Origin of the sequence: Streptomyces sp. H27-D2 (genome assembly GCF_035828615.1) — a bacterium.
Taxonomy (GTDB): Bacteria; Actinomycetota; Actinomycetes; order Streptomycetales; family Streptomycetaceae; genus Streptomyces.
This window is the reverse complement of record NZ_JAYMZR010000030.1, coordinates 29,957-56,092: the sequence shown is the minus strand read 5'-3', so window position 1 is coordinate 56,092 and position 26,136 is coordinate 29,957. Positions and strand designations below refer to the sequence as shown.

The window sequence follows — 26,136 nt, the reverse complement described above, 5'->3', positions numbered from 1 at the left end:
GGCGGCCGGAGCCGTCAGCGGGCCCAGCGGCCGGGCCGCTGTGGGCAGAGTCGTCCTGTGACACTGGTACCTCCCAGAGAACGTGCAGGTCAGAGGGCCTGGGTCAGCGCAGCTGAACTCAGCGCAACCTGCACGCCGCCGGCACGCCCAGCCGCAGGGCCGGAATCAGCGCAGCCTGACCGCCTTCATCGCCCGCAAGCTGCGCGTCATCAGCGCCGCGTACTTCTCGTCGTCCATGCCGAAGGACGGCGCGAGCGGCATCAGCCGCTGGTGGGCGACGGTCTGCGCCTCGGTGTACTTGAGGATGCCCTCGGAGCCGTGCCGGCGGCCGAGTCCGGACTCGCCCATGCCGCCCATCGGGGACTGCACGCTGCCGTATCCGGCCGCGTAGCCCTCGTTGACGTTGACCGTGCCGCTGCGCAGCCGCGCCGCGAGCGCGCGAGCGCGCCGGCCGTCCTTCGACCAGACGCTGGAGTTCAGGCCGTACGGGGTCGCGTTGGCCCGCTCGACCGCCTCGTCCTCGTCGGCGAAGCGGTAGATGGAGACGACCGGGCCGAAGGTCTCCTCAGTGCAGACGGCCATCGGGGCCTCGACGCCGTCCAGGATCGTCGGCTCGTAGAAGAGCGGGCCGATGTCCGGCCTGGCCCGGCCGCCCGCGACGAGCTTCGCGCCCTTGGCGACGGCCTCGTCCACATGCCGGGCGACGGTCTCCAACTGGCGCTCGCCCACCAGCGATCCCATGTCCGCGCCGTACGCGAGCGCCGTGCCCAGCCGCATCGCCTTGGTGCGGGCGCCGAAGCGCTCGACGAAGGCGTCGGCTATCGACTCGTGGACGTAGAGCCGCTCGATGGAGATGCAGAGCTGCCCGGCGGAGGAGAAGCAGGCCCGGACCGCGCCCGCCGCCGCCTTCTCCACGTCGGCGTCGCGCAGCACCAGCATCGCGTTCTTGCCGCCGAGTTCGAGCGAGCAGCCGACCAGCCGGGCGGCGGCGCCCTGGGCGACCTCGCGGCCGGTGCGGGTCGAGCCGGTGAACGAGACGTAGTCGGCGTGCGCCACGACGGCCGGGCCGATCACCGGACCGTCCCCGAGCACGATCTGCCAGAGGGCGGCCGGCAGCCCGGCCTCGATCAGCAGCTCGCGCGCCCACAGGGCGGTGAGCGCGGTCTCGGTGTCGGGCTTCATGACGACGGCGTTGCCCGCGACGAAGGCCGGCAGCGCATCGCCGACGGACAGCTCGAACGGGTAGTTCCAGGGCGCGATCTGCCCTATGACACCGCGCGGCTGGCGCAGTTCGGTGACCTTGGTGAGGGTCGGCACGACGCCGGTGTGGCCCTTGGGCTTCAGGTACGAGACGGCCTTGCGGCCGTAGTGGCGCGCGGCGACGGCGACGGCCTGCACTTCCTCGTGGGCGTGCAGCCGCGCCTTGCCGGTCTCCAGCTGGATGAGGTCCAGCACCTCGGACTGCCGGCTCAGCACCAGGTCGTGGAAGCGCAGCAGCACGGCGGCGCGCTGCCGTACGGGCCTGGCGGCCCACAGCTGCTGCGCCGCGCGCGCCCGGTCGAAGGCGGTGGTCACGTCCTGCGGCGTCGACTCGGGCAGGTCGGCCAGCTTCTCCCCGGTGAAGGGGGTGTGGTTGGCGGTGCTGCCCTCGCCGATGACGCCCCTGGCGAGCCGGGTGACCAGCTCGGGCGTCACCACGTCGGCGGCCGAGCGGGTGCCGGCGGTGCGCGGCACGACCGGGTTTCCGTCGGCGGGGGCGTCTGTGGCTGTGCCTGCCCCGGGTGTGCCTGCTGCGTCTGTTGCGAGGTGGCCGGCCCTGGCCTGCGAGTCCGTCATACGGGGGAGCGTATGCCCGCTCGCGCGCTTTGGGTACCCGGCAGTAACTAGTTTTCACCAAGGACCCACGATCGCGCCAGTGATTGCTGGCGTAAGCCGCTGATCAGGGGGCTGGGCGGGTCTCCGGCCGAGCGAGGGGTGCCCTGCGGGCGGGGCTCGGGGTGGGCGCGAGGTGGGGCGCGAGGTGGGCTCCGGGTGCCCTGCGGGCGGGCTCGGGGTCCGGTCGGGGTGCAGGAACCGGCTGGGCTCGGGGTCCGGGCAGCGGCCGGGGCCCGCCCCCGGAAACCTCAGCCGTCCGAGTCGGGCCGCGTCCGGACGAAGCTCTCCAGCGCCGTATCGAAGTGACGGCGCCCCTCGTCCCGCAGCGTGTCCGGGGCCGAGACCCACAGGTCGTACATCTTGCCGCCCTCCTCCCAGCTGATGTCGAAGGTGTGCCGGGGTACGCCCTCGCCCGCGAAGCCGTTCCAGGTGAACTCCCAGCGCGCGGCCCGGTGGCCGTCGTGGCGGGTTTCGGTGACCTCGCCGTCGCGGTAGCCCTTGTAGCGCTCCGGGGCCGCGGCGGCGGAGTCGCGCATCGCGGCCATCGGGCCGCCCGGCCGGGGGTCCTGGATCAGGACGCCGATGCGGAACTCCTCGCCCGGCGAGTAGTAGAAGACCCTGGGCGGCTCGAAGGAACGGGTGAAGCCGTTCGGGACGGCGAGCGCGAAGCCCGCGGGGTCGGCGACCGAGCGGTAGCCGGGCGGGGCGGAGACCGACGGCTTCCGGGTGGGCTTCGGCGCGCCGCCGGAGCCGCTGGGCGGCGACTGGCCCGGCGAGGCCCGCTCCCGGCCGCTCGCGGAGTCCGGCGGCTCGGAGTCCGGGCCGCCGATGCTGCTGCCGCCGTTGCCGTTCTCCCCCTCCTGGTTCAGTACCAGCGCGGCCACCCCGGCCCCCGCGCCGCCGAGCGCGATGACCACTAACAACGCCAGCAGCGCGGTGCGGGTCCGCCCGCCGCGCGCCGGCCGGCCGGGGACGGCCAGCGGCTGCGGACGCCGGCCGCTCGGCCCGCCCGCCGACAGCGCGACGGGGCCCATCGGCCCGATCTGCCCCGCCGGCGTGACCCGCATCGGCGGCAGCGGCACCTCGGACACCCCGCGCCGGGTGGGCGTGTACGCGGCGCCCGCCTCCGGCATCCGGCCCGACGCCAGATAGGCGCGCAGCAGCCGCTCCGCCTCGTCCCCCGCGATCCGCAGCTCCGGATCGCGCTGCAACAGCCCCCGTACGACGGGCAGCAGCGGCCCGGCGGCGGCCGGCGGCAGGATGTCGTCGGACACCACCGCGTGCAGCACCCCGCCCAGCGTGTCCCGGTGGAAGAGGGATTCGCCGCTGACCGCGGAGCACAACAGCGCCCCGAGCGACCAGAGATCGGACTCCGGGCCGGTCCGACCGCCCGCCATCCGCTCCGGGGCGGTGTACTCGGGCGAGCCGACGAACGCCCCGTTCTCGGTGATCGTGGCGACCCCGGCCACCTTCGCGATCCCGAAGTCGGTGAGCACCACCCGCCGGCTCCCCCGGGCCCCGGCCTCCATCAGCACATTCGCGGGCTTGATGTCGCGGTGCAGCACACCGCGCGCATGCGCCACCCGCAGCGCGCCGAGCAGCGCGAGCCCGATCCGCGCGGCCTCGCGGGGCGACACCGGGCCGCCGGCGGCCAGCCGGTCGCCGAGCGAACCGCCCTCGACCAGCTCCATGACGATCCACGGGCGGCCGTCCTGCTCGACCACGTCGTGCAGCACGATCACATTGGGGTGCTTGATCTGCGCGACCGTACGGGCCTCGCGCATCGTGCGCTCCCGCTGCGCCTGGGCTTCGGGCTCGGACAGCCCGTCGCCGGGGTGCAGTTCCTTGACCGCCACCTCGCGGCCGAGCAGTTCATCGGTGGCGCGCCACACCGTTCCCATCCCGCCGCGCCCGAGCCGCACCCCCAGTCGGTAGCGACCGGCGATCAGGCGACGCGTGTCCCCACTGCTGCCCATGGGCACATCTTGCCCCACACCGCCGAAGAGGAGCAGGACGCCTCAGGGGTGCGCGGTGACCGGGTCGACGGACGGCCTGGGGGAACGGTCGGTCCGGAGCGGTGACCGGGTCGGCGGACGGTCCGGCAGGACGGTCCGCCCGACGCGGCGGACGGGTCGGCGGGCGGACCGGCGGAACGGCCGGTCCGGCACGGTGACGCAGCCGGCCCCACGCCGTGACCAGGCCGACGGACCGCCCGACGGACCGGTCAGGCCGGCACGATGACCGCAGTCAGCGCGACGCGGCGACCAGCCCACCCCGCAGAACACTCACCCCGTCGCCCGGTAGCCCCCCGTGGCCTGCTCGAAGAACGTGCCGACCTCGTCCTCCTTGTCGGCCGGGCCGATGACGAGCACCAGGTGGTAGCGGCCGTCGAGGATCATCGCGAGATTGCGCGCGTAGACCTGACGGCCGCTGCTGTCCCGCCACTTGAACGACCCCTCGGCCATCGCTCGCTGCCCCACGTCGATCCGGCGCAGACCGGCGGCGGAGGACCATTCCGAATCCCGGAACGCGTCCAGCTCCCGTTCCTTGTCGCTCTGGTAGACCATCGGGTCGCCGCCGAACTTCTTCACCGTGTCCCGGCCGGGCACCACGATCAGCTCGTAGTCGCCCCCGACGTACCGCACCTGCCCGAGGTCGTTCTTGCCGCGCCGGGTCCAGTCCTTGTCGACCGCGACCTGGAAGCCGCCGGGGTCCTTGCGGACCTCGAAACCCCGCGCGAGGTCGGCGGGGTCGGATGTCTGCGGTTCCTGGCCGCTGGGCTTGCGGTCGTTCTTGGAGCCTTCGCCGGAACCGGCGGCACCGCCCTGGGAACTGTTGCCTGAGCCGTCCTTGGAGGTGCCGCCCTGTGAGGACTCATCCTTCGAAGACCCACCCTTCGACGACCCGGCACCGGGGTCCGAGGGGGCCGAACTCGCCGCTCCCGCCGAGCCGGTGCGCTCCTCGCCCGCTCCGCGCTTCGCCTCCGGCATGAACAGCAGCGCGTAGACCACCGCCGCCACCAGCGCGAGCAGCACCAACACCAGCAGCATCCGGCCCAGGCTGCGCGGCGGCCGCTCGGGCCGGTCCCTCGCCTGCTTCTGCCTGCCCTTCTTGTGCCGCCCATGAGCGACCATCGCGGAACCCGCGCGCCGCTTGCGCACCAGCTCGCCCCGGCGGCGTACGACGGGCAGCCGCCGGGGGTCCGTCGGCGCGTCGAGCGATGGCATGGTCACCACGTGCGTGCCGACGTCCGGCTCGGGGGCGGAGCGGATCAGCGAGCGCAGCCAGCCCCGCAGGTCCTCGAAGTCGGGCCGCTCGGTGGGGTCCTGGCGCAGCAGCGACTCGACGATGGGGCGCAGCGCGCCGCACTCCTCGGCGTAGGCGGGCGCCTCGGAGCACACGAGTTGCACGAGCTCGGCGGCGCTCTCCTCCGGGTACGGGGCGTGGCCCTGGACGGCCCGGTAGAGCAGCGCGCCGAGCGCCCACAGGTCCGCTGCGGGCCCGACCGGCGGCGCCAGCCGCCAGTTCTCGTGCACCGGCCCCGCCTGTTCGGGCGCCCACCGCTCGGTGACCGCTCCCACGACGGTGATCCGCGCCTGCCGCGCCCGCTCGGCGGCCAGCGCGGTGACCGGGCCCCGGTACGAGGCTTCGGCCGCGCCGCCCGACGCGACGACCTCGGACCAGGTGCGGCCCTCGCCGCCCGCGCCTGCGATGCCGGGAATCGGTCCCGAGTCGTCCCAGCTGCCCGAGTCCGCGCGCTGCCGCGATCGGGGCAGGCCGGCTCCGTACGAGGTGTCGCCTCCGTATGAGGTGGCACCTCCGTACGAGGTGTCGCCCGCGCTCGCCGCCGGGTCGAAGAGGTCTTGCGCGGCTGCCGCGTCTCGCGCATCCCCCGCGTCTTTCGCGCGCGCGCGTGCGCGGGGGCCCTCGGCCTGCTGCCGGGGGACAGCCTGCTCCCGGCCCGCTCCCGGGTCGATGGGGTCTAGGTACGGGCCGAACTCCGGCCCCTCGTCGGCGGCTTCCACGCCCGCGCCGTGCGATCCGTGCGGCCTGTCAGGCTCCGCGCCGCCGGCCCGGGGGCCCTGCTCGCCGCCGTACTCCTCGCCGCTCCGGCCGCTGTCCCGCCAGGCGTCGCGCCCGGCCGTTCCCTCGCCGCCCACCCGCGCGGCGGCGGCCCGCGCGCCCGCGCGGTACGCGGCGATGGCGCCGGGCCTGGCCCCGTGCACCGGTATGGGGGACGCGCCCGAGGGCCGCTCGGGTACGGCGACGGAGCTGTTCTGCCCGTAGGCGCTGCTCTGTCCGTACGCGTCGTTCTGCCCGTACTCCCAGCCGGGAGGCAGCGGAGCCGGCCCGCCGGGGGCAGGCCCGTCACCGGCTGCCGCCGTCCCGTACGACTCCCCCGGGCCGCCGCCGAGCCCAGCCTCCAGGCCGCTGTCGTCCAGCCCGTTGCCGTCCGCCGCGTCCGGGTCCTCCGGCACGGGGTCGTAGCCGCACAGGGCTTCCTCCGCCGCCCCGGCCGCCAGGCCGGTCAGCATCACCCGGCCGTCGTCGCAGATCAGGACCGTACGGGCGGTGATGTTGCGGTGCGTCCAGCCGTGCGCGTGCAGCGCGCGCAGGGCGGTGAGCACGTCGGCGGCGACTTCAGCCGCGCGGTGCGGGCTGAGCGGGCGTTCGGCGAGCAGGGCCGCGAGCGGCCTGGCGGGGATGAGTTCGCTGACGATCCACAGGCTGCCGTCTTCCTCGAAGACGTCGAAGACCTGGTCGAGCCGGGGGTGGTCCGGTATCCGCGCCGCGGCCGTCGCCGCCTCGATCGCCCGGCGCACGGCCGGGTCGCTGGGCTTGCGGGTCGCCCGGCCGGTGCGGTCCGCGACCGCGCTGCGGCTGCCGCCGCCCCCGCCCCAGCTCTCCGCCGCGCCGCCGTACCGGCCGTCCGCGCCGACGACTTCGGCTTCGATGACTTCGGGCAGCGGTATCTGCCTGACCAGTACTTCTTGCCCGCTGTAGGTGTCGAACGCCCGGGTCTCTACGAGGTCGTACTCATCGGAAGGAGGCAGCGGCAAGCGGTATCGGTCGGCCAGCACCCGTCCCGCGTAGTCGTCCACGACGCCTCCCCACAGCGTGCGCCCCGCACCCGGGAAGCACCGGAACCCCTGTCAAAACCGGTCGTATTCCCGCGAATTGCGGCTGCGTACGGTCCGCGAGATCTCACGATACGTGCCGGAGCCGGGCCGTGTGCCCCGCTCCGGCCAGTTCAGCCGCTTCGTTCGCATGCCGGTATCAAATGCCGGTGTCACACTGGTTCGAACAGCCGGTGTCAGACGCCGGCGTCAGGCTGGTTCGAGCAGCCGGTATCGAACTGCCCCATCGAGCAGCCGGGACCAGCCGGTGCGTTCAGCCGGTGGGCTTGAAGGTCTTGAACGCGGTCTTCCGGAGCGTGCTGCACTCCTTGCCGGACCACTCGTTCTTCGGGCAGGTGATCATGATCGCGTAGCCGTGCGAACCGTCGACCTTGAAACCGCGGTTGAGCACCCGCATGGGCTTGCCCTGCTGGGTCCGCTCGAACCCCCAGTCGGCGACCGTGGGATAGCCCCGCCAGTCGATCGACTCGATGTCCAGCTGCCGGTAGCCCGGCATGTTGCCCCGCACGGCCCCTTCGAGGCTGCGCCAGGACCCGGCCGCGTCCGTGCCCGGATTCGGGTTGAAGTCGACCTGAACGCGCGGGAAGCCGCCCGAATCGTTGTAGATGCCGCCCGAGCTCTCACCGGCTATGTCGTTCCGCTTCCAGCCCTTGGGCAGGGCCATGCTGAAGTGGAACTTGCCGTCCTTGACCCGCTCGAAGCCGCCCGGCAGCCCGCCGGAATCCGGCTTGTCAGCTTTGCCGTCCTTACCGCCCTTGTCAGCTTTGCCGTCCTTGCCCCCGGACGTCCCGGCCGAGTCGGAGGACGGCTTCCCGCCCGCCTCGTCCGCCGCGTCGCCCGTCGACTTGTCGTCCGGCCCGGCGGTCGAGCCCTGCTGCCCCTCGGCCTTCTTGTCGTCGCCCTTCGAGCCGTCGGCGCCACTCGAAGCGGCGCTCTTGTCGCCCTTGGACGCGGCGCCGTCCTTGTCGTCGCCGCCGAGCGCGAAGGCGAGCACGGTCCCGAGTACGGCCAGCGCCACGATGACGGCCACGATGATGAGCGTCCTGCGCGGCACCACATCGGTCAGCGAGGCCGAGGTCCGCGCCGGCCCCGACGCGCCCGCGCCGACTCCGCCCGCGGGCTTCGCACCAGGTCTCGCCGCTTCCGAACGCTGCCCGGAGGGCGCCCCTGCGGACACCCCCGCGCGGCGGCCCGACCGCGGTCCGGACGGCTGGCCTGACGCCTGCCCCGACCCGTGTCCCGACTGCGGTCCGGACGCCCGCGCCGACTGCTGCGCCACCCGCTGCGCCGACTCCTGCGCCGCCGACTCCTGCTCCACGCGCCGCGCGTCCCGCTGCTGCTTCTGTTCGGACTTCTGCTGTGACTTCTGTTGCGACTTCTGCTCAGCCTTCGCCGAGGCCGCCGCCGCCACGTTCCGTACGGACTTCAGCGCTCCGCGCATCCGGTCCGGAGTCTCCGGGCGCCGCGGGGCGTCGAGTCCGCCGCTCGCCGCGCCGACGCGCGTGCCGGAGCCCGCTGCCGGGTGGCTCTCGGGGGCCGGCGGCAGCTCTATGCTGCGCGTCGCGTCCATCGGGACCGGCGGCTGCGGGCCGGTGTCCTCGGGGGCGCTCACCGCGTCCTCCAGCAGCACCCGGGCGCCCGCGTCGTCCAACCGCTGGTCCGGGTCCTTGGCCAGCAGGCCGTAGATGACCTCTTCCAGCATCCCGGCGTTCTTCGGCGGGTCGAGCGGCTCGGTCATCACGGCGGTCAGCGTCGCGAGGGCCGACCCCTTGTCGTACGGGGGCACGCCCTCGACCGAGGCGTAGAGCAGCCCGCCCAGCGACCACAGGTCGGCCGGCGGCCCCGGCTTGTGGCCGCGGGCCCGCTCCGGCGAGATGTACGAGGGCGCGCCGACCAGCATGCCGGTGGAGGTGACCGAGGGGTCGCCCTCGACCTGGGCGATGCCGAAGTCAGTGAGCACCACTCGGCCGTCGTCGGAGATCAGCACGTTGGACGGCTTCACGTCCCGGTGCAGGATGCCCACCTGGTGCGCCGAGCGCAGCACGTCGAGCACCGCGAGGCCGACCTCGGCGGCCCGCCGCCAGCTGAGCGGCCCGTCGTCGCGCACGACGTCCGCGAGCGAGCGGCCCTCGATCAGTTCCATCACGATCCAGGGACGGTCGTCCTCGTCCACCACGTCGTAGACCGTCACGGCGCCGCCGCTGCGGATGCGGGCGATCGCCTTCGCCTCACGCAGGGTGCGGGTGATCAGGCGCCGCTTCTCGTCCTCGTCGACGCCCCCGGGGAATCGCAGTTCCTTGACCGCGACCGTGCGGCCCAGGGTCTCGTCGATCGCCCGCCAGACCGTGCCCATGCCGCCGCTGCCGAGCACCCCGCCCAGCCTGTAGCGGCCGGAAAGGAGTCGTCCGGTTTCGCTGTCCACCTCGTGGCCCATGCATCCCCTCTGCGATTCTGCGATCAACCCGCCCTAGCAGAGCGTCCATTGTCTCTCATCCGCGGACGGGCGGAAGTCCCGGGTCCGGAGCCCCGCCCTGGACCGCTTCCGGCAGCACGGAGATCATGGCGCGATACGCACCTGACGACTGTCGAACGAGCGGCCTCCCCATGCCCACCCGCAGCACCCCAGGCCCCCGCCGCCCGCCCCGCGCACCGTCCCCGGCGGCCCTGGCGGTGCTGCTGGTGGTACTGGCGATCCCACTGGGAGTGAGCGCCGGACGTGGCCTCAACTCGCCCGTACGCGGCGCGGACCCGGCCGCCGGCCGGGTCGCCGATCCGCCCGTGAGCAGCGCGAACGGCGAGCGCACCCGGTCCGCCGTGCGGCGGCTGGTGGCGCGCGGGCAGCCGTTCCGCCGGGTTTCGGACCGGTCCTCGGGCAAGCCGTCAGGGGCTCCCGGAGCGGCGGCGCTGGCGCGGGACAAGGCCGGTACGCGCTTCGCGGCAGCGGGCGTCGCGGACCTCGGGACCGGCCGCCCGATTCACCGGAATGACCGCTTCCGCGTGGGCAGCATCACCAAAACCTTTCTCGCGGCCGTCGTCCTGCAACTGACCGCCGAACACCGGCTCGGTCTCGACGACACCGTCGAGAGCCTGCTCCCCGGCCTGCTCACGGGCCACGGCGACGACGGCCGCCGGATCACCGTCCGGCAACTCCTCAACCACACCAGCGGGCTGTTCTCGTACACCGACGACCCCGCCTTCGCCCGCCGGCTCACCGGCGCGGGCTTCACCGCACACCGCTACGACACCCGCTCCCCGCGGAGCCTCGTCCGGATCGCGCTGGCCCACCCGCCGACCTCCGCGCCGGGGGCGAACTGGCGCTATTCCAACACCAACTACCTCGTACTCGGCATGATCGTGCGGCAGGTGACGGGCCGTTCGTACGCGTCCGAAGCCACCCGCCGCATCCTGCGACCGCTGCGGCTGACGGCCACCTCCTTCCCCGGCACCCGCGCCACCCTCCCCGCTCCGCACGGCCGCGCCTACTCCACCCGCACCGGCCGCCCGCTGGACGTCACCGACCTCAACCCCTCCGGGGCCGGCGCGGCGGGCGAGGTCGTCTCCACCCTCGACGACCTCAACCGCTTCTACGGCGCGCTGCTCCGCGGCGACCTGCTGCGGCCCCGGCAACTCGCCCTGATGCGGGACACCGCCGCGACGCACGGCCGGTACGGCATGGGGCTGTTCCCGGTGAAGCTGCCCTGCGGCCGGACCGTGTGGGGCCACAACGGGGACATCACCGGCTCACACGCCCAGACCCTGGGCACGGCGGGCGGCACTCATCTGCTCAGCTACCGGGTCAACACCGACACCCCCGCGGCGAGGGGCCGCGTCGCGGCGCTGCTGGCGGGGGAGTTCTGCGGGCGCGGGTAGCCGCCACGCGCCGCCTCCTCGCCCGCGAGCGATACGCCGGCTCCCCGCACGCGGGGCGTCGGGATCCTGGGCCACGGCCTGGGCCGACGCCAGGGAGGTGCCGGTAAGGAGAACGGCCAGCATCGTGGACAGGACAAACGACCTGCGCATCAAGTCTGCTCCGCAGGGTCGAGTCATGGGAACTGCGGTCAACTTGACCCGGCCCTAAAGGACTCCGTTGGGAAATGTGTAAACCGGCGGAGTCCTAAAGGCCCGGGGTTCCTCGCAAGATCATGCTGAACTCGCTCAGCCCCCCGACCGCCCGAGCCGGAGCCTCCCGGTGAGCTGGTCCACGCAGGCCGGCGGAGCTTCCGTGTCTCACCGGCTCCGGCGTCGGCCTAGGCGGTGCCGGCATGGTCGACTGGTAGATCCTCCGTCCGGCAACAGCCGGTGAAGTGCTGACGCTGGTGTTTATCCTCTGTGGAGAAGAGGAGGAACACCAGCGCAGTGAGCACGCCTACCCCATACAGGAACCTGCACAGCCGCCGCCGGAGCCGCAGGGCTGCCACGCGTCAAGCCCGCGGCACCAGATCCGGCGCGCCCAGCCGGGCCGCGTCCGCCGTCAGGTCGTCGGGCTGCAACTGCGACTCGCGCTCCGCCTCGACGCGCTTCTCGTAGTGCTCGACCTCCTTCTCGATCTGCTCCTTGCTCCAGCCCAGCACCGGGGCCATCAGCCCGGCCGCCTCGCGGGCGCTGAGCGTTCCGCGGTCGAAGGTCTCGATCGAGATCCTGGTGCGCCGGGTCAGCACGTCGTCGAGGTGCCGCGCGCCCTCGTGCGAGGCCGCGTAGACGACCTCCGCGCGCAGGTAGTCGTCGGCGGCGGCGAGCGGTTCGCCGAGCGAGGGGGTGGCGGTGATCAGCTCCAGAACCTCCTCCGCCATCGACCCGTAGCGGTTCAGCAGATGCTCGACGCGCGCCACGTGCAGCCCGGTGCGCGCGGCGATCCGGGCCCGCCCGTTCCACATCGCCTTGTAGCCCTCGGCGCCGATCAGCGGCACGTCCTCGGTGATGCACTCCGCGACCCGGTGGTCGAGCGCGTGCACCGCCTCGTCCACCGCGTCCTTCGCCATCACCCGGTACGTCGTGTACTTGCCGCCCGCGACGACCACCAGGCCCGGTGCGGGGTGCGCGACGGTGTGCTCGCGCGAGAGCTTGCTGGTCGCGTCCGACTCACCGGCCAGCAGCGGGCGCAGCCCCGCGTACACGCCCTCCACATCGTCCCTGGTCAGCGGGGTGGCGAGGACCGAGTTCACATGTTCGAGCAGATAGTCGATGTCGGCGCTGGAGGCGGCCGGGTGCGCCTTGTCGAGGTCCCAGTCGGTGTCCGTGGTGCCGACGATCCAGTGCCGCCCCCACGGGATGACGAACAGCACGCTCTTCTCGGTCCGCAGGATCAGCCCGGTCGAGGAGTGGATGCGGTCCTTCGGCACGACCAGGTGGATGCCCTTGGAGGCCCGTACGTGGAACTGGCCGCGCTCGCCGATCAGCGCCTGGGTGTCGTCCGTCCACACGCCGGTCGCGTTCACCACCTGCTTCGCGCGGATCTCGTACTCGCCGCCGGCCTCGACGTCCTCCACCCGGGCCCCGACGACCCGCTCGCCCTCGCGCAGGAAGCCGATCACCCGCGCCCGGTTGGCGACCTGGGCGCCGTACGAGGTGGCGGTGCGCACCAGCGTGGTGACGTAGCGGGCGTCGTCCATCTGCGCGTCGTAGTACTGGAGCGCGCCGACCAGCGCGTCCTTCTTGAGGCAGGGCGCGACCCGCAGCGCGTGCTTGCGGGTGAGGTGGCGGTGGGTGGGCAGGCCGCGGCCGTGCCCGGAGGAGAGCGACATGGCGTCGTAGAGCGCGACGCCGGAGCCGGCGTAGATGCGCTCCCAGCCCTTGTGCTGCAAGGGGTACAGGAAGGCCACCGGCTTCACCAGGTGCGGCGCGAGCCGCTCCAGCAGCAGCCCGCGCTCCTTGAGCGCCTCCCGTACGAGGGAGAAGTCGAGCATCTCCAGATAGCGCAGGCCGCCGTGGATGAGCTTGCTCGATCTGCTCGATGTGCCGGAGGCCCAGTCCCGCGCCTCGACGAGCCCGGTCGCCAGGCCCCGGGTGGCGGCGTCCAGCGCGGTGCCCGCGCCGACCACGCCGGCCCCCACCACCAAGATGTCGAGCTCACGGTCCGCCATCCGGGCGAGCGCCTCGCCGCGCTCAGCCGGACCCAGTGTCGCTGTCCTCACTGATACCTCCCGTTGTGATCGGGCTCCCACGGCACCCGGAGCCGCTCGCCCCGTGCGTCGATGCACGGGCTACTACCCGGCAACCGGCCTCCGACGCGTGCCGCAACACCGCGTCGCGGAGATCGCCCAATACTGAATATGAGTCATATTTCCGCTTAGTGTGACTTTGCGCCATCCGGGATCTCGCTGGAAAGGACGGACGCCCGCCATGCCCGCAGACCTCGCCGTCATCGGACTCGGCCAGCACGGCCTCCCCTTCGCCCAGGCCGCCACCGCGGCCGGCATCCGCACCCTCGGCTACGACACCGACCCACGCGCCGCCGCCGAACTCAACGCGGGACGGCTCCCGCACGAAGGCGTCGACGGCGCCCTCGCCCCCGCCGAGATCCGCCGGATGCTCTCCCGCGGCTTCCGGGCCACCACCGACCCCGCCGAGCTGGGCCGGGTCCGCACCGCGGTGATCTGCGCCCCCACCCCGCTCGGCGAGGACCGCGCCCTCGACCTGAGCGCCGTCGGCGACGCCGCCCGCGCGCTCGCCGCCCGGTTGCGCCCGCACACCACGGTGCTGCTCGAATCGACGGTCTACCCCGGCACCACCGAGGACTTCCTGCGGCCGATCCTGGAGGAGGGCTCGGGGCTGCGGGCCGGCCGGGACTTCCACCTCGCCTACGCGCCGAACCGGCTCGACCCCGGCAACCGCGGCTACGGCCACGCCAACACCCCGCAGGTCATCGGCGGCCTCACACCCGCCTGCACCGAGTCGGCGGCGGCCTTCTACGGGCGGCTCACCGACAAGGTCGTACGGGCCAGAGGGCCGCGCGAGGCGGAGACCGTGAAGGTGCTGGAGACCAACTACCGCCAGGTCAACATCGCCCTGGTCAACGAGATGGCGGTGTTCTGCCACGACATCGGCGTGGACGTGTGGGACGTGGTCCGCTGCGCGGAGACCAAGCCGTTCGGCTTCCAGGCGTTCCGTCCCGGCCCCGGCGTCGGCGGCCACGGCGTGCCCATCGACCCGAACTACCTCTCCTACAAGAGCCGCACCCTCGGCTACCCGCTGCGGATGGTGGAACTGGCCCAGGAGGTCAACGAGCGAATGCCGCGCTACGTCATCCAGCGCTGCGCGACCCTGCTCAACGAACACGGCAAATCGGCCCGCGGCGCCCGCGTCCTGCTGCTGGGCGTGACCTACAAGCCCGACGTCGCCGACCAGGAGGGCTCACCCGCCCGCGAGATCGCCAACCGGCTGATGGAACTGGGCGCGCAGCTGAGCTACCACGACCCGTACGTCCCGCAGTGGCGGGTGCTGGGCCAGCCGGTGCCGCGCGCCGACTCGCTCTACGAGGCCGCCGCCGCGGCCGACCTGACGCTGCTGCTCCAGCACCACCGCACGTACGACCTGCAAGGGCTCGCGGTGAAGGCCCAGCTACTGCTGGACACCCGCGGCGCGAGCCCTACGGGGGCGGCTCACCGGTTGTGAGTGCGCGGCGCGCAGCCGACGGGCGCGGCCCACCGGGCCGCGAGTGCGCGGCGCGCAGCCGACGGGCGCGGCCACACCGGTCATGAGTCCGCGCCCCGTCCGTGCCCTGCCCGCGTCCGGCCTACTGTCACGACCGTCCAGCCCGCTGTCACAACCAGCCGAACAGCCGTCGCAGCCGTCCTGCCCGCCGTCACAGCCGTCCGGTCATCCCCAACCGCTGCGGCTCCGCGTCGAGCACCGTCTTGAGCGACTCGTAGTCCTCGACGCACATGCCGGTGCCGATCGCGACGCAGTCCAGCGGGTTCTCGGCCACCAGCACCGGGATGTCCAGCTCCTGACTGAGCCGCACATCCAGGCCGCGCAGCAGCGCGCCGCCGCCGGTCAGCACTATGCCCCGGTCCATGATGTCGCCCGAGAGCTCCGGCGGGGTGGCGTCCAGCGTCTTGCGGACCGCCGCCACGATGGCGTCCACCGGCTCCGCCAGCGCGTGCCGCACCTCGGCGGCGGTCAGCTCCAGCATCTTCGGCAGACCGCTCGCGTGGTCCCGGCCGCGGATGGCGCAGCGGTCCGGCGGCAGCAGGCACTGGGTCTGCTCCGAGTCGCCGGGCTCGCCCGCCGACTCACCCGCCGGCTCGCTCCTGGTCACGTCCTTGGAGCCGTTGACCCCGGCCGCGGCGGCCGAGCGGCTGGTGACGAGCGCCCCCAGGCTCGACGCGGACCAGCCGCCGTCGGCTGAGGCGGAGCCGATCGTCATCTTCAACTGCTCGGCGGTCCGCTCCCCTATGGCGAGGGCGTACTCCTTCTTGACGTACGAGATGATCGCGGCGTCCATCGCGTCGCCCGCCACCCGTACCGAACACGCGGTGACGATGCCGCCCAGCGAGATGACGGCGACCTCGGTCGTGCCGCCGCCGATGTCGACCACCATGCAGCCCGTCGGCTCGCTCACCGGCATGCCGGCGCCGATCGCGGCGGCCATCGGCTCCTCGATCAGGTGCACCTGGCGCGCCCCGGCCTGGGTCGCGGCCTCGATCACCGCGCGCCGCTCGACGCCGGTGATCCCGGAAGGCACGCAGACCACGACACGCGGGCGGGAGAAGCGGCGGTTGCCGGTGACCCGCTTCATGAAGTGCCGCAGCATCCGCTCCGCTATTTCGAAGTCGGCGATGACCCCGTCCCGCAGCGGGCGGACGGCGACGATGTTCGACGGGGTCCGCCCGATGGTCTCCCTGGCATCGGACCCCACCGACAGCACACTGCCGTCGGCCGTATTGACCGCCACAACCGACGGCTCGTTCAGCACCACTCCCTTTCCGCGTACGTACACCAGCGTGTTCGCGGTGCCGAGATCGATGCCCATGTCACGTCCGGTGAACGACTTGCTTTGCGCCATAAGTTGCCATTATTCCCTATGCCGGATTCTTATCTGGCGTTGATACCGCCGTAGGTCCGTCAAACGGCCCTGCTAGCGTGCACCGTCGTTGATCAAGAGCCATGATTTCGCTCTTGTGTCACGCCATCTGTCACTCCATCTGTCACTCCAGGGGAGTCGCCATGAGCATGCCCGTGATGCCGACCGGCTCCGCACCACCCGCGCCGGCCACCGGCCGGACGCGCGCACGGTTCGTCGGCCGCCCCGATGCCGGCCGCCCCGCCGCCGGCATCGCCGCCGGGCTGGCCGCGGCGCTGCTCGGCGCCCTCGTGCTCGGCGTCCTCCAGGGGAAGACCGGGCAGCGCGGACCCGAAGTCGGCTACTGGGCTCTCGCCCTGGGCCTGCTCGTCGGCGCCGTGCTCGGCAGGTTCGGCGGCCGTGCCCCGCTGACCGCGTACGCCGGCGTCCCGCTCGCCCTCCTCGCCGTCTGCGCCGCCCAGTTCGTGGGCGCGGCCATCCTGCTGGCCGACGCCGCCGGCTCCGCGACCACCGCGGAGACGCTGCTGCGGCACTTCGGCGCGGTCGCGCACTACTGGCAGCACGACCTCCTCGGCAAGAACGACATCACCTTCTACACGGTGGCCGCCGCCGAGGGCTTCCTGGTCGCCAGGCGCGTCGCCGAGTAGCCACGGGGGACGGCCCACGACGGCCCGGACGACACAGCCGCGTTCCAGCCATGTCACGACCCCCGCATATACCTTGTCGGCTGCCCTGCCCCAACGGTTAACCTGCATCCCGTACTTATCTGACCGCACTCCTGTTCCATACTCCTGTTCCACCTGTCCCCGGAGTGCGGTCCCCACACCTTCATCCCCGGGGGAAACCATGAGCCAGAACCCGTACGCCCAGCAGCCGAACCAGCCACCGCAGCAGCCGGACCAGAACCCGTACGCCCAGCAGCCGCCGCAGCCGGGCGGCAACCCGTACGGCCAGCCGCCGCAGCAGCCCCCGCAGCCCGGCGGGAACCCGTTCGGCCAGCAGCCGCAGCAGCCCCCGTACGGCGCGCCCGGCGGCTTCCCGCCGCCCCCGCCCGCGCCCTCGGGCAAGGTCGGGCTGGCGATCGTCGCGGGTGTGGTGGCGATGCTGGTCGGCGCGGGCATTTACGGCGGCGTGTTCAAGGCGTCGGACGGCGGCCAGGTCGGCTACCTGGCCGCCGGTGTCGGCGCTCTCATCGGTGCCGCTCTCGGCAAGATCGGCGGCCGGAATCCGATCCTGGTATTCGTCGGCATCCTGCTCGGCCTGATCGGCGTCTACCTCGGGCAGATCTTCGGGTTCACCCTGGTGCTCATGGACTACCTCCACATCTCGGTCGTCGAGGCGCTGACCGAGTACTTCGACGACATCTCGAAGGCCTGGCAAGACAACTTCGAGGCCATCGACCTGTTGTTCTACGTGCTCTCGGGTGCCGCCGTATTCAGCGCCGCCAAGAAGCTGGCCAACTGACCCGTCGTCACCGCATGGGAAGGGGCCCCGACCGCTGAAACTCAAGCGGCGGGGCCCCTTCCCATGCGTAGCGCGGGCGCGATCCGGGCCGAGTCCAGCCCAGCCCGCCCGCGTCAGCTGTTGTCGTGCTGCGAAGGCGAGACCGTGACCTCGACCCGCTGGAACTCCTTGAGCTCCGAGTAACCCGTCGTCGCCATCGCCCGGCGCAGCGCGCCGAAGAAGTTCATCGAGCCGTCCGGGGTGTTCGACGGGCCGAGCAGGATCTCCTCGGTGGTGCCGACCGTGCCGAGGTCCATCCGCTTGCCGCGCGGCACGTCCTCGTGCACGGCTTCCATGCCCCAGTGGTGGCCGCGGCCGGGGGCGTCGATGGCGCGTGCGAGCGGGGAGCCCATCATCACGGCGTCCGCGCCGCAGGCGATGGCCTTGGGCAGGTCACCGCTCCAGCCGACGCCGCCGTCGGCGATCACGTGCACATACCGGCCGCCGGACTCGTCCATGTAGTCCCGTCGCGCGGCGGCGACGTCGGCGACCGCGGTCGCCATCGGGACCTGGATGCCCAGCACGTTACGGGTGGTGTGCGCGGCGCCGCCGCCGAAGCCGACCAGCACGCCGGCCGCGCCGGTCCGCATCAGGTGCAGCGCGGCGGTGTAGGTGGCGCAGCCGCCCACGATGACCGGCACGTCCAGCTCGTAGATGAACTGCTTGAGGTTCAGCGGCTCGGCGGCCCCGGAGACATGCTCGGCGGAGACGGTCGTGCCGCGGATGACGAAGATGTCCACGCCGGCGTCGACGACGGCCTTGGAGAACTCCGCGGTGCGCTGCGGGGACAGCGCGGCGGCGGTCACCACACCGGAGTCCCGTACCTCGTTGATGCGCTGGATGATCAGCTCGGCCTTGATCGGCTCGGCGTAGATCTCCTGCATCCGGCGGGTCGCGCTCGCCTCGTCCAGCTCGGCGATCTCCGCGAGCAGCGACTCGGGGTCCTCGTAGCGCGTCCACAGCCCTTCGAGGTTGAGGACGCCCAGTCCCCCCAGCTCACCGATGCGGATGGCGGTCTTCGGGGACACGACCGAGTCCATCGGAGCGGCCAGGAACGGCAGCTCGAACCGGTAGGCGTCGATCTGCCAGGCGATCGAGACCTCCTTCGGGTCCCGAGTACGGCGACTCGGCACCACGGCGATGTCATCAAAGGCGTACGCCCGACGGCCGCGCTTGCCGCGCCCGATCTCGATCTCAGTCACGTGTGTGGCCTTTCCTCAACGTCAGCCGTACCAGTATCCCCGACGCGCCGCGCCCCGGCTCCGCTCCCCTGCCCCCGGCGTCGGAACGCTCGGGGATTCTGGGTGGAGGGGGCGCGGGGCGCTGCGGCGGGGTTGTGTTCTGTGCGGCGGGTCGCGTTCCGTACGCCGTTGCCTACCGGCGCGACGAGTAGTTCGGCGCCTCGGTGGTCATCTGGATGTCGTGCGGGTGGCTCTCCTTGAGTCCGGCCGACGAGATCCGGACGAACTGGCCCTTGGCCTTGAGCTCCTGCACGTCGGCGGAGCCCACATAGCCCATCGAGGCCCGCAGGCCGCCGATGAGCTGGTGCGCGACCGAGCTGAGCGGGCCGCGGTAGGGGACCTGGCCCTCGATGCCCTCGGGGACGAGCTTGTCCTCGGAGAGCACGTTGTCCTGGAAGTAGCGGTCCTTGGAGAAGGAGCGGGCCTGGCCGCGCGACTGCATCGCGCCCAGCGAGCCCATGCCCCGGTAGGACTTGAACTGCTTGCCGTTGACGAAGACCATCTCGCCCGGCGACTCCTCGCAGCCCGCGAGCAGGCTGCCGAGCATCACCGTGTCGGCGCCGGCCGCGATCGCCTTCGCGATGTCGCCGGAGTACTGGAGGCCGCCGTCGCCGATCAGCGGGACGCCGGCCGCGTGGGCCGCCTGCGCGGCCTCGTAGATCGCGGTGATCTGCGGCACGCCGACGCCGGCCACCACCCGGGTGGTGCAGATGGAACCGGGGCCGACACCGACCTTGATGCCGTCGACGCCGGAGTCGATGAGCGCCTGGGCGCCGTCGCGGGTCGCGACGTTGCCGCCGACGATGTCGACCGTCACATTGGACTTGATCTTGGAGATCATGTCGAGGATGCCGCGGCTGTGCCCGTGCGCGCTGTCCACGACCAGGAAGTCCGCACCGGCGGCGACCAGCGCCTGGGCCCGGTCGAACGCCTCGTCGCCGACGCCGACCGCGGCGCCGACCACCAGCCGGCCCTCGGCGTCCTTGGCGGCGTTCGGGTACTTCTCGGCCTTGACGAAGTCCTTGACCGTGATCAGGCCCTTGAGCACGCCGGCGCTGTCCACCAGCGGCAGCTTCTCGATCTTGTGCCGGCGGAGCAGCTCGATCGCGTCCTCGCCGGAGATGCCGACGCTGCCGGTGACCAGCGGCATCGGCGTCATGACCTCGCGCACCTGGCGGCTGCGGTCCATCTCGAAGGCCATGTCGCGGTTGGTGACGATGCCGAGCAGCTTGCCGGCCACGTCCGTCACCGGCACGCCGCTGATGCGGAACTTCGCGCAGAGCGCGTCAGCCTCGAACAGCGTCGCGTCGGGGCGGACCGTGATGGGGTCGGTCACCATCCCGGACTCCGAGCGCTTGACCAGGTCCACCTGGTTCGCCTGGTCCTCGATGGACAGGTTGCGGTGCAGCACGCCCGCGCCGCCCTGGCGGGCCATCGCGATGGCCATCCGCGCCTCGGTGACCTTGTCCATCGCGGCCGACAGCAGCGGAATGTTCACGCGTACGTTGCGGGAGACCCGGGACGAGGTGTCGACCGCGTTCGGGAGCACCTCTGACGCACCCGGGAGCAGCAGCACGTCGTCGTAGGTCAGCCCGAGCATCGCGAATTTCGCAGGCAGTCCGTCGACGTTGTCAGTCATGACACCCTTCCAGATGGTCTTGCAACAGCGCGGACACCCATGCTAACGGCGTTCCCGTGGGTCTCTTTCCACGGACGGCGAGGCCCTGGTCACTCGTGCGTTCCTACGGTTCACTGAGCCCCGGGCGCAGTTCAGCGAGCTGCGGGCACCCTGCCCGTCACCGCCCGGCGCACCGCCCGACGCACTGTCCGAACCTGCCCGACGCTCGCGCCCGTACCCGCCCGACGCCCCCGCCGTCACTGCCCGGCGAGCGCCCGGAGTCTGCTCAGCGCGCGGTGCTGGGCGACCCGGACCGCGCCCGGCGACATCCCGAGCATCTGCCCGGTCTCCTCGGCGGTCAGCCCGACCGCGACCCGCAGCAGCACCAGCTCGCGCTGGTTGTCCGGCAGATTGGCGAGCAGTTTCTTGGCCCAGGCGGCGTCACTGCTGAGCAGCGCCCGCTCCTCGGGGCCCAGCGAGTCGTCCGGCTTCTCCGGCATCTCGTCGGAGGGAACCGCCGTGCTGCCGGGGCCGCGCATCGCGGCCCGTTGCAGGTCGGCGACCTTGTGCGCGGCGATGGCGAAGACGAATGCCTCGAAGGGCCGGCCGGTGTCGCGGTAGCGCGGCAGTGCGCACAGCACCGCCAGGCAGACTTCCTGCGCCAGGTCGTCCACGAAGTGCCGGGCGTCGCCGGGCAGCCGGGAGAGACGGATGCGGCAGAAGCGCAGTGCGAGCGGATGCACGAGGGCCAGCAGATCGTGGGTGGCCTGGCCGTCCCCCTCCGCCGCGCGCTGGACGAGTGTTCCGATTTCCCCGGGGCCTGAGGCCATGGAGGATCCCGGCGTCTCGTCGTCGCGCATCGGTCCATGGTGCCTTGGTGCCGAATGCTCCACGGCACCGCCCTCATAGTTGTGCATCGAACTGTTACGCGCCGGTGTTCTCGCACTCACGTCCCACGCCCCCCTTACGGGTAGTGCCCGCCCCGCGCTCAAGACTCCACCGATGGCCTGCGCCGGAACCACGCGGCAGCGGACAGGGCTTGTCCGTCATGAGGTCTCTTCTGGGCCGAGTGAGAAGCCCCGGCCTCCGCCGGGGAGGAGTCACACCTCCAAGGATGCGGCATCCCGCGACCTCACTGCGTTACGGGTGACATGGCGCCTAACGGACCAGACCCCAGCGGAAACCGAGCGCCACGGCGTGCGCGCGGTCGGAGGCGCCGAGCTTCTTGAACAGCCTCCTGGCGTGCGTCTTCACCGTGTCCTCGGAGAGAAACAGCTCACGTCCGATCTCCGCGTTGGACCGGCCGTGACTCATCCCTTCGAGCACCTGGATCTCACGCGCGGTGAGCGTCGGGGCGGCGCCCATCTCGGCGGACCTGAGCCGGCGCGGGGCGAGCCGCCAGGTCGGATCGGCGAGCGCCTGGGTCACAGTGGCCCGCAGTTCGGCGCGCGAGGCGTCCTTGTGCAGATAGCCCCGGGCGCCGGCGGCCACCGCGAGGGCCACCCCGTCCAGGTCTTCGGCGACCGTCAGCATGATGATCCGTGCGCCCGGGTCGGCGGACAGCAGTCGTCGCACGGTCTCGACACCGCCGAGTCCGGGCATCCGTACGTCCATCAGAATCAGGTCCGAACGATCGGCACCCCAGCGGCGGAGTACTTCCTCGCCGTTGGCCGCCGTCGTCACGCGCTCTACACCGGGCACGGTCGCGACCGCGCGGCGGAGCGCCTCTCGGGCAAGCGGGGAGTCGTCGCAGACGAGGACGGATGTCATGACCGCCCTCCGCAGCTGATGCGCGTCACCTTGAGCCTCCAGGCTGGTTACGTTTCGTCACCTGTGCGATTGACGGACTCGGGCTGTTGCCCAAGACGTTCCCCCGTCAACCGCATCCGCACTCTCAACGACGGTCACTCGAAAGAGTTACGGGGTCGGAAACCCGGCTTCGGCACTCTACGTGAGGGGACGGGCACGCAGGAGGCCGACGACAGGGGCAAACCCCACCACGCACTATGCCCTATTTGGCTGCTATTCCTTGGCTTTGGTGGTGTCTATGACTAGATTCGCAATGAGTCATATTTACATCTACTTACACAGTAGATGTACGGTCGTGAACACTGCGCCCGCTTCAGCTCGCTTTCGAGGGGATAAGCAATGGCAGATTTCTCCCGCCTTCCTGGCCCGAACGCAGATCTGTGGGACTGGCAGCTCGTGGCCGCGTGCCGTGGAGTCGACAGCTCCCTCTTCTTCCACCCCGAGGGCGAGCGCGGCGCGGCCCGCAGCGCCCGGGAGACCTCGGCGAAAGAGGTGTGCATGCGCTGCCCGGTGCGCGCCGAGTGCGCGACCCACGCGCTCGCCGTACGGGAGCCGTACGGCGTCTGGGGCGGCCTGACCGAGGACGAGCGCGAAGAACTGATGGGGCGCGCCCGCCATCGGCTGATCGCCGCTCCCAGTAACTGAAGAAACGTTCCTCCATCCGCCCGCCGTCCGCGCGGGCCGGCACGCCGTCGGCGAGGTACCGCCCGGCGCGTACCCCCAGGAACCTCCGGGGAGCGCCCTCCCCCGGCCTCCCTCACCCGAACGGCCGAAGGCCGTCCCGACTTCAGCCGAAGGCGCACTCAGCGCCGGGCCGCGCCCGCCAGTTGGTCGAGCATCGCCGCGACCGCGGGCACCCGCTCCAGATCGGGCAGTGTGAGCGCCACGATCTCGCGCTGCACCACCGGATCGAGCCGTACCGTCCGAGCCCCCTTGGGCCGTACGGACTCCACTGCCAGCTCGGGCAGCACCGCGACCCCGAGACCGGCGCCCACCAGGCCGATCACCGCCGGATAGTCGTCGGTCGCGAAGTCGATCCGCGGCGTGAAGCCCGCACTCTCGCAGACCTCCACCAGGTGCCTGCGGCAGCGCGGGCAGCCAGCGATCCACGCCTCGCCGGCCAGCTCACCGATGGCGACCCGCGCCGCGTCCGCGAGCCGGTGGCCCTCCGGCACCAGGCCGACCAGCCGGTCGGTCAGCAGCGGGCGCACCACCAGGTCGTCCCACTCCGCCTCGGCCGCCGGGTCCGCGCCCCGCACCTCCGGATAGCGGAACGCCAGCGCGATCTCGCAGTCGCCCTCGCGCAGCATGTCCACCGAGCTGGGCGGCTCGGCCTCCACCAGCGAGACCCGGGTGCCGGGGTGCGCGGCGCGCATCGCGGCGAGCGCGGTCGGCACCAGCGTCGAGCTGCCGCTCGGGAACGACACCAGCCGCACCCGGCCCGCCCGCAGCCCCGCGATGGCCGCGACCTCCTCCTCCGCCGCGGTCAGCCCGGCGAGGATGCCGGCGGCGTGCCGCACCAGCGCGCCGCCCGCCTGGGTGAGCCGCATCTCGCGGCCGGTGCGGACCAGCAGCGGGGTGCCGACGGACAACTCCAGCGCCTTCATCTGCTGGCTGACGGCCGGCTGGGTGCAGCCCAGCTCGCGCGCCGCCGCGGAGAAGGAGCCGGCGGCGGACACCGCGCGCAGCACTCGGAGGTGACGGGCTTCGATCATCCCGCAACCATAAGCGCCCCTTGGGGCTGCCGCTAAATCCTTGACGAGACCTTTGGGCGGTGGATTACCGTTTCCCCATTCGGGGGCGGGCCGGGGGGACGGACCCCGATGTACGGGCGGGCGGCACCGTGCTCCACCGGCCCGGACGAGGTCTGAGCCGCCCCCGCCCGCATCCGTGCCTGTGCTCGCCCCGCTCAGCCTCTCCCAGAGGCATGCGGCGTACGGCTGCTCCAGCTCCCGGCCGTCCCCCGAACGGACCGTCCGCGTTGCTCCCCAGCATGCGGCGGCCTCGGATGGAGCCTGTAAGGCAGAGGACCGCCGCCCCGACGAGCGCCACCCGACGACAGGAGAGCACCCATGTACGTTCGTACCACCTACGCCACCGGCGATCCCGCCAAGATCGACGAATCCCTCGACGGGCTCCGCGTCGAAGCCCCGAAGCTCCTGGCCGACCAGCCCGGATACCGCGGGTTCGGGCTGTTCGCCGACCGTGAGCTAGGCAAGATCATGATGGGGTCCTGGTGGGAGAGCGAGCAGGCGCGGCAGAGCAGCGACGATCACCTCAAGGACCGACGCGCGGCCCTGCTGGCGCCGTTCGCGCACACCGTGACGGTCGACAACTGGGAGGCGGCGGTATTCACCCCCTCTCCGCAGGTCCAGGCCGGCGCGGGCTTCCGGTTGAGCCGGTTCGACGTCGACCCGTCCAATGTCGACCTGTTGGTCCAGACGTTCCAGAACACCACCCTGCCCAAGCTTCAGGCCATCGCAGGGGTCGCGGGCGCGGCGCTGCTCATCGACCGAGCCAAGGGGCGGGGCAATGTGGGCACGCTCTTCACCGATCGGGCCGCGCTGGTGGCTTCCCGGGGTAAGCAGTCGGCGGCCCGCGGCGAAGCGGTCGCGAAGGTGGGGGTGGCCATGCGCAGCATGGAGGAGTTCGAGGTGGTCCTGGTCGAGCGCCAGTAGTCACCATCCCCCGCTGAGTCACGATGCGGCCCGAGCCCGACGCCTTCCGGCCGGCCCCGGGGCGATCGGGCGGCCGGCCGGATTCCCCCTTCCGAGGAGGGGCCGGGTGCTCACCCGCACGGCTGAGCGCTAGCGTCGCGGTATGACGACTGCATTGATCACAGGTTCGACGGCGGGAATCGGCGCGGCCTTCGCCCGCCGGCTGGCGGCCGACGGACACAACCTGGTGGTGGTGGCGCGCGACGCCAAGCGGCTGCACGAGCAGGCCACCGAACTGCACGACCTGCACGGCATCGAGGTCGAGGTGCTCTCCGCCGACCTCTCCACCGAGAAGGGCATCAAGGCGGTCGAGAAGCGACTCGGCGACCGCACCCACCCGGTGGACCTGCTGGTCAACAACGCCGGATTCGGCAACAAGGGAGCTTTCCTCGACGTCCCGATGACCGATGAGCTGCTCATGCTCAAGGTGCACTGCGAGGCGGTGCTGCGGCTGACCTCGGCCGCCGTGAGCGGAATGCGGGACCGCCGCCGCGGTGGCGTGGTCAACGTGGCCTCCGTCGCGGCCTTCGTCCCGCGCGGTACGTACGGGGCCAGCAAGGCGTGGGTCGTGCAGTTCACCCAGGGCGCGGCGCGCGATCTCGCCGGCTCCGGGGTGCGGCTGATGGCGCTCTGCCCCGGCTTCGTGCGCACCGAGTTCCATGAGCGGGCGGGCATGGAGACCAGCAACATCCCGTCCTGGATGTGGCTCGACGCGGACAAGCTGGTCGCCGCCGCGCTGCGCGACCTGGCCCGCGGCAAGACGCTGAGCATCCCGGACCCTCGTTACAAGGCGATCAGCGGCCTGGTGAAGCTGGCGCCGCGGGGCGCGCTGTCCCGGGTGACGTCCAGCACGGGCCGCAAGTACGGGCCGCGCTAGCGCGGCCGCCCCGGCGGTGACGCGCGCGCAACACAGCGCGGGCCGCCTCGACCTCCTCGCGCGACAGCGCGTCGTTGTCCGTCGCGGAGTCCGCGACGATCTCACGGAGCATGTCCATGGCAACGCGCTGCTCCAGCGCTTCGGTGACGTAGGCGGAGAATCCGCCGGGGCCGACCTGGGTCCGGATGCTCTCGGCCAGATCCTCGGGCAAGCCGACAGAGTATTTCTTACTACTGCTCACGCCCTCGATGCTCCCGCTGGTGGGACCGGAGTCTCCATCGAAGACGGGGCACGGTTCACAGCACAGCACAGCGGCCCCGCGACCCCACACACGCG

At 72.2% G+C, this 26,136-nt stretch carries 18 protein-coding genes; 7 read left to right on the top strand and 11 right to left on the bottom strand.

Features of this window, described 5'->3' with window-relative positions:
• Positions 1-165: 165 nt before the first annotated feature.
• From QMK28_RS14380 to QMK28_RS14365, 4 genes are all read right to left on the bottom strand, one after another.
• Positions 166-1,836, bottom strand: a complete 1,671-nt coding sequence (locus QMK28_RS14380; protein WP_326437794.1) for a succinic semialdehyde dehydrogenase — start codon at positions 1,834-1,836, stop codon at positions 166-168.
• A 287-nt stretch (positions 1,837-2,123) separates the two neighbouring features.
• Entirely contained in the window at positions 2,124-3,851 is a 1,728-nt protein-coding gene (locus QMK28_RS14375; RefSeq protein WP_326437792.1) for a serine/threonine-protein kinase, read from the bottom strand.
• A gap of 309 nt (positions 3,852-4,160) precedes the next feature.
• Entirely contained in the window at positions 4,161-6,977 is a 2,817-nt protein-coding gene (locus QMK28_RS14370; protein ID WP_326437790.1) for a protein kinase domain-containing protein, read from the bottom strand.
• 289 nt (positions 6,978-7,266) lie between these two features.
• A complete protein-coding gene (locus tag QMK28_RS14365; RefSeq protein ID WP_326437788.1) occupies positions 7,267-9,447 on the bottom strand; it encodes a protein kinase domain-containing protein in 2,181 nt (726 codons plus the stop codon).
• Between the two features lie 170 nt (positions 9,448-9,617).
• Here QMK28_RS14365 and QMK28_RS14360 point away from each other — a divergent pair, with 170 nt between their 5' ends.
• Positions 9,618-10,883: a serine hydrolase domain-containing protein gene (locus tag QMK28_RS14360; protein ID WP_326437786.1), complete on the top strand. Its 1,266-nt coding sequence runs from the start codon at positions 9,618-9,620 to the stop codon at positions 10,881-10,883.
• Between the two features lie 551 nt (positions 10,884-11,434).
• Here QMK28_RS14360 and QMK28_RS14355 read toward each other — a convergent pair.
• On the bottom strand, positions 11,435-13,144 hold the full coding sequence (locus QMK28_RS14355) for a glycerol-3-phosphate dehydrogenase/oxidase (protein ID WP_326437784.1): 1,710 nt from the start codon (positions 13,142-13,144) through the stop codon (positions 11,435-11,437).
• A 208-nt stretch (positions 13,145-13,352) separates the two neighbouring features.
• Here QMK28_RS14355 and QMK28_RS14350 point away from each other — a divergent pair, with 208 nt between their 5' ends.
• The gene (locus tag QMK28_RS14350; protein ID WP_326437782.1) at positions 13,353-14,624 is read left to right on the top strand and encodes a nucleotide sugar dehydrogenase; all 1,272 of its coding nucleotides are present in this window, start codon (positions 13,353-13,355) and stop codon (positions 14,622-14,624) included.
• Between the two features lie 190 nt (positions 14,625-14,814).
• Here the strand turns inward: QMK28_RS14350 and QMK28_RS14345 are convergent, their stop codons facing one another.
• Positions 14,815-16,017, bottom strand: a complete 1,203-nt coding sequence (locus QMK28_RS14345; protein ID WP_326437780.1) for a rod shape-determining protein — start codon at positions 16,015-16,017, stop codon at positions 14,815-14,817.
• A gap of 161 nt (positions 16,018-16,178) precedes the next feature.
• Between QMK28_RS14345 and QMK28_RS14340 the strand changes: the two genes are divergently transcribed.
• Positions 16,179-16,682 (top strand): hypothetical protein, encoded by a 504-nt coding sequence (locus QMK28_RS14340; protein WP_326437778.1) that lies wholly within the window; start codon positions 16,179-16,181, stop codon positions 16,680-16,682.
• Between the two features lie 199 nt (positions 16,683-16,881).
• Positions 16,882-17,499 carry a hypothetical protein gene (locus QMK28_RS14335; protein ID WP_326437776.1) on the top strand — a complete coding sequence of 206 codons (618 nt, stop codon included), beginning with the start codon at positions 16,882-16,884 and terminating at the stop codon, positions 17,497-17,499.
• 113 nt (positions 17,500-17,612) lie between these two features.
• Here the strand turns inward: QMK28_RS14335 and QMK28_RS14330 are convergent, their stop codons facing one another.
• From QMK28_RS14330 to QMK28_RS14315, 4 genes are all read right to left on the bottom strand, one after another.
• Positions 17,613-18,740: a GuaB3 family IMP dehydrogenase-related protein gene (locus QMK28_RS14330; RefSeq protein WP_326437774.1), complete on the bottom strand. Its 1,128-nt coding sequence runs from the start codon at positions 18,738-18,740 to the stop codon at positions 17,613-17,615.
• 172 nt (positions 18,741-18,912) lie between these two features.
• Entirely contained in the window at positions 18,913-20,418 is a 1,506-nt protein-coding gene (gene guaB, locus QMK28_RS14325) for an IMP dehydrogenase (RefSeq protein ID WP_326437772.1), read from the bottom strand.
• Between the two features lie 236 nt (positions 20,419-20,654).
• Positions 20,655-21,257: a sigma-70 family RNA polymerase sigma factor gene (locus QMK28_RS14320; protein ID WP_326437771.1), complete on the bottom strand. Its 603-nt coding sequence runs from the start codon at positions 21,255-21,257 to the stop codon at positions 20,655-20,657.
• A 298-nt stretch (positions 21,258-21,555) separates the two neighbouring features.
• On the bottom strand, positions 21,556-22,167 hold the full coding sequence (locus tag QMK28_RS14315; RefSeq protein WP_003948568.1) for a response regulator transcription factor: 612 nt from the start codon (positions 22,165-22,167) through the stop codon (positions 21,556-21,558).
• Between the two features lie 378 nt (positions 22,168-22,545).
• Here QMK28_RS14315 and QMK28_RS14310 point away from each other — a divergent pair, with 378 nt between their 5' ends.
• Positions 22,546-22,851 carry a WhiB family transcriptional regulator gene (locus QMK28_RS14310; protein WP_326437768.1) on the top strand — a complete coding sequence of 102 codons (306 nt, stop codon included), beginning with the start codon at positions 22,546-22,548 and terminating at the stop codon, positions 22,849-22,851.
• Between the two features lie 158 nt (positions 22,852-23,009).
• On the opposite strand, the gene QMK28_RS14305 is transcribed toward QMK28_RS14310, so the two are convergent.
• Positions 23,010-23,921, bottom strand: coding sequence for a LysR family transcriptional regulator (locus QMK28_RS14305; RefSeq protein WP_326437766.1), 912 nt, complete (start codon positions 23,919-23,921; stop codon positions 23,010-23,012).
• Between the two features lie 357 nt (positions 23,922-24,278).
• On the opposite strand from QMK28_RS14305, the gene QMK28_RS14300 reads away from it, so the two are divergent.
• Both QMK28_RS14300 and QMK28_RS14295 read left to right on the top strand, forming a co-directional pair.
• A complete protein-coding gene (locus QMK28_RS14300; RefSeq protein WP_326437764.1) occupies positions 24,279-24,884 on the top strand; it encodes an antibiotic biosynthesis monooxygenase in 606 nt (201 codons plus the stop codon).
• Positions 24,885-25,026: 142 nt separating this feature from the next.
• Complete coding sequence (locus tag QMK28_RS14295) at positions 25,027-25,800, top strand: SDR family NAD(P)-dependent oxidoreductase (RefSeq protein WP_326437762.1); 774 nt, start codon at positions 25,027-25,029, stop codon at positions 25,798-25,800.
• Positions 25,801-26,136: the final 336 nt, after the last annotated feature.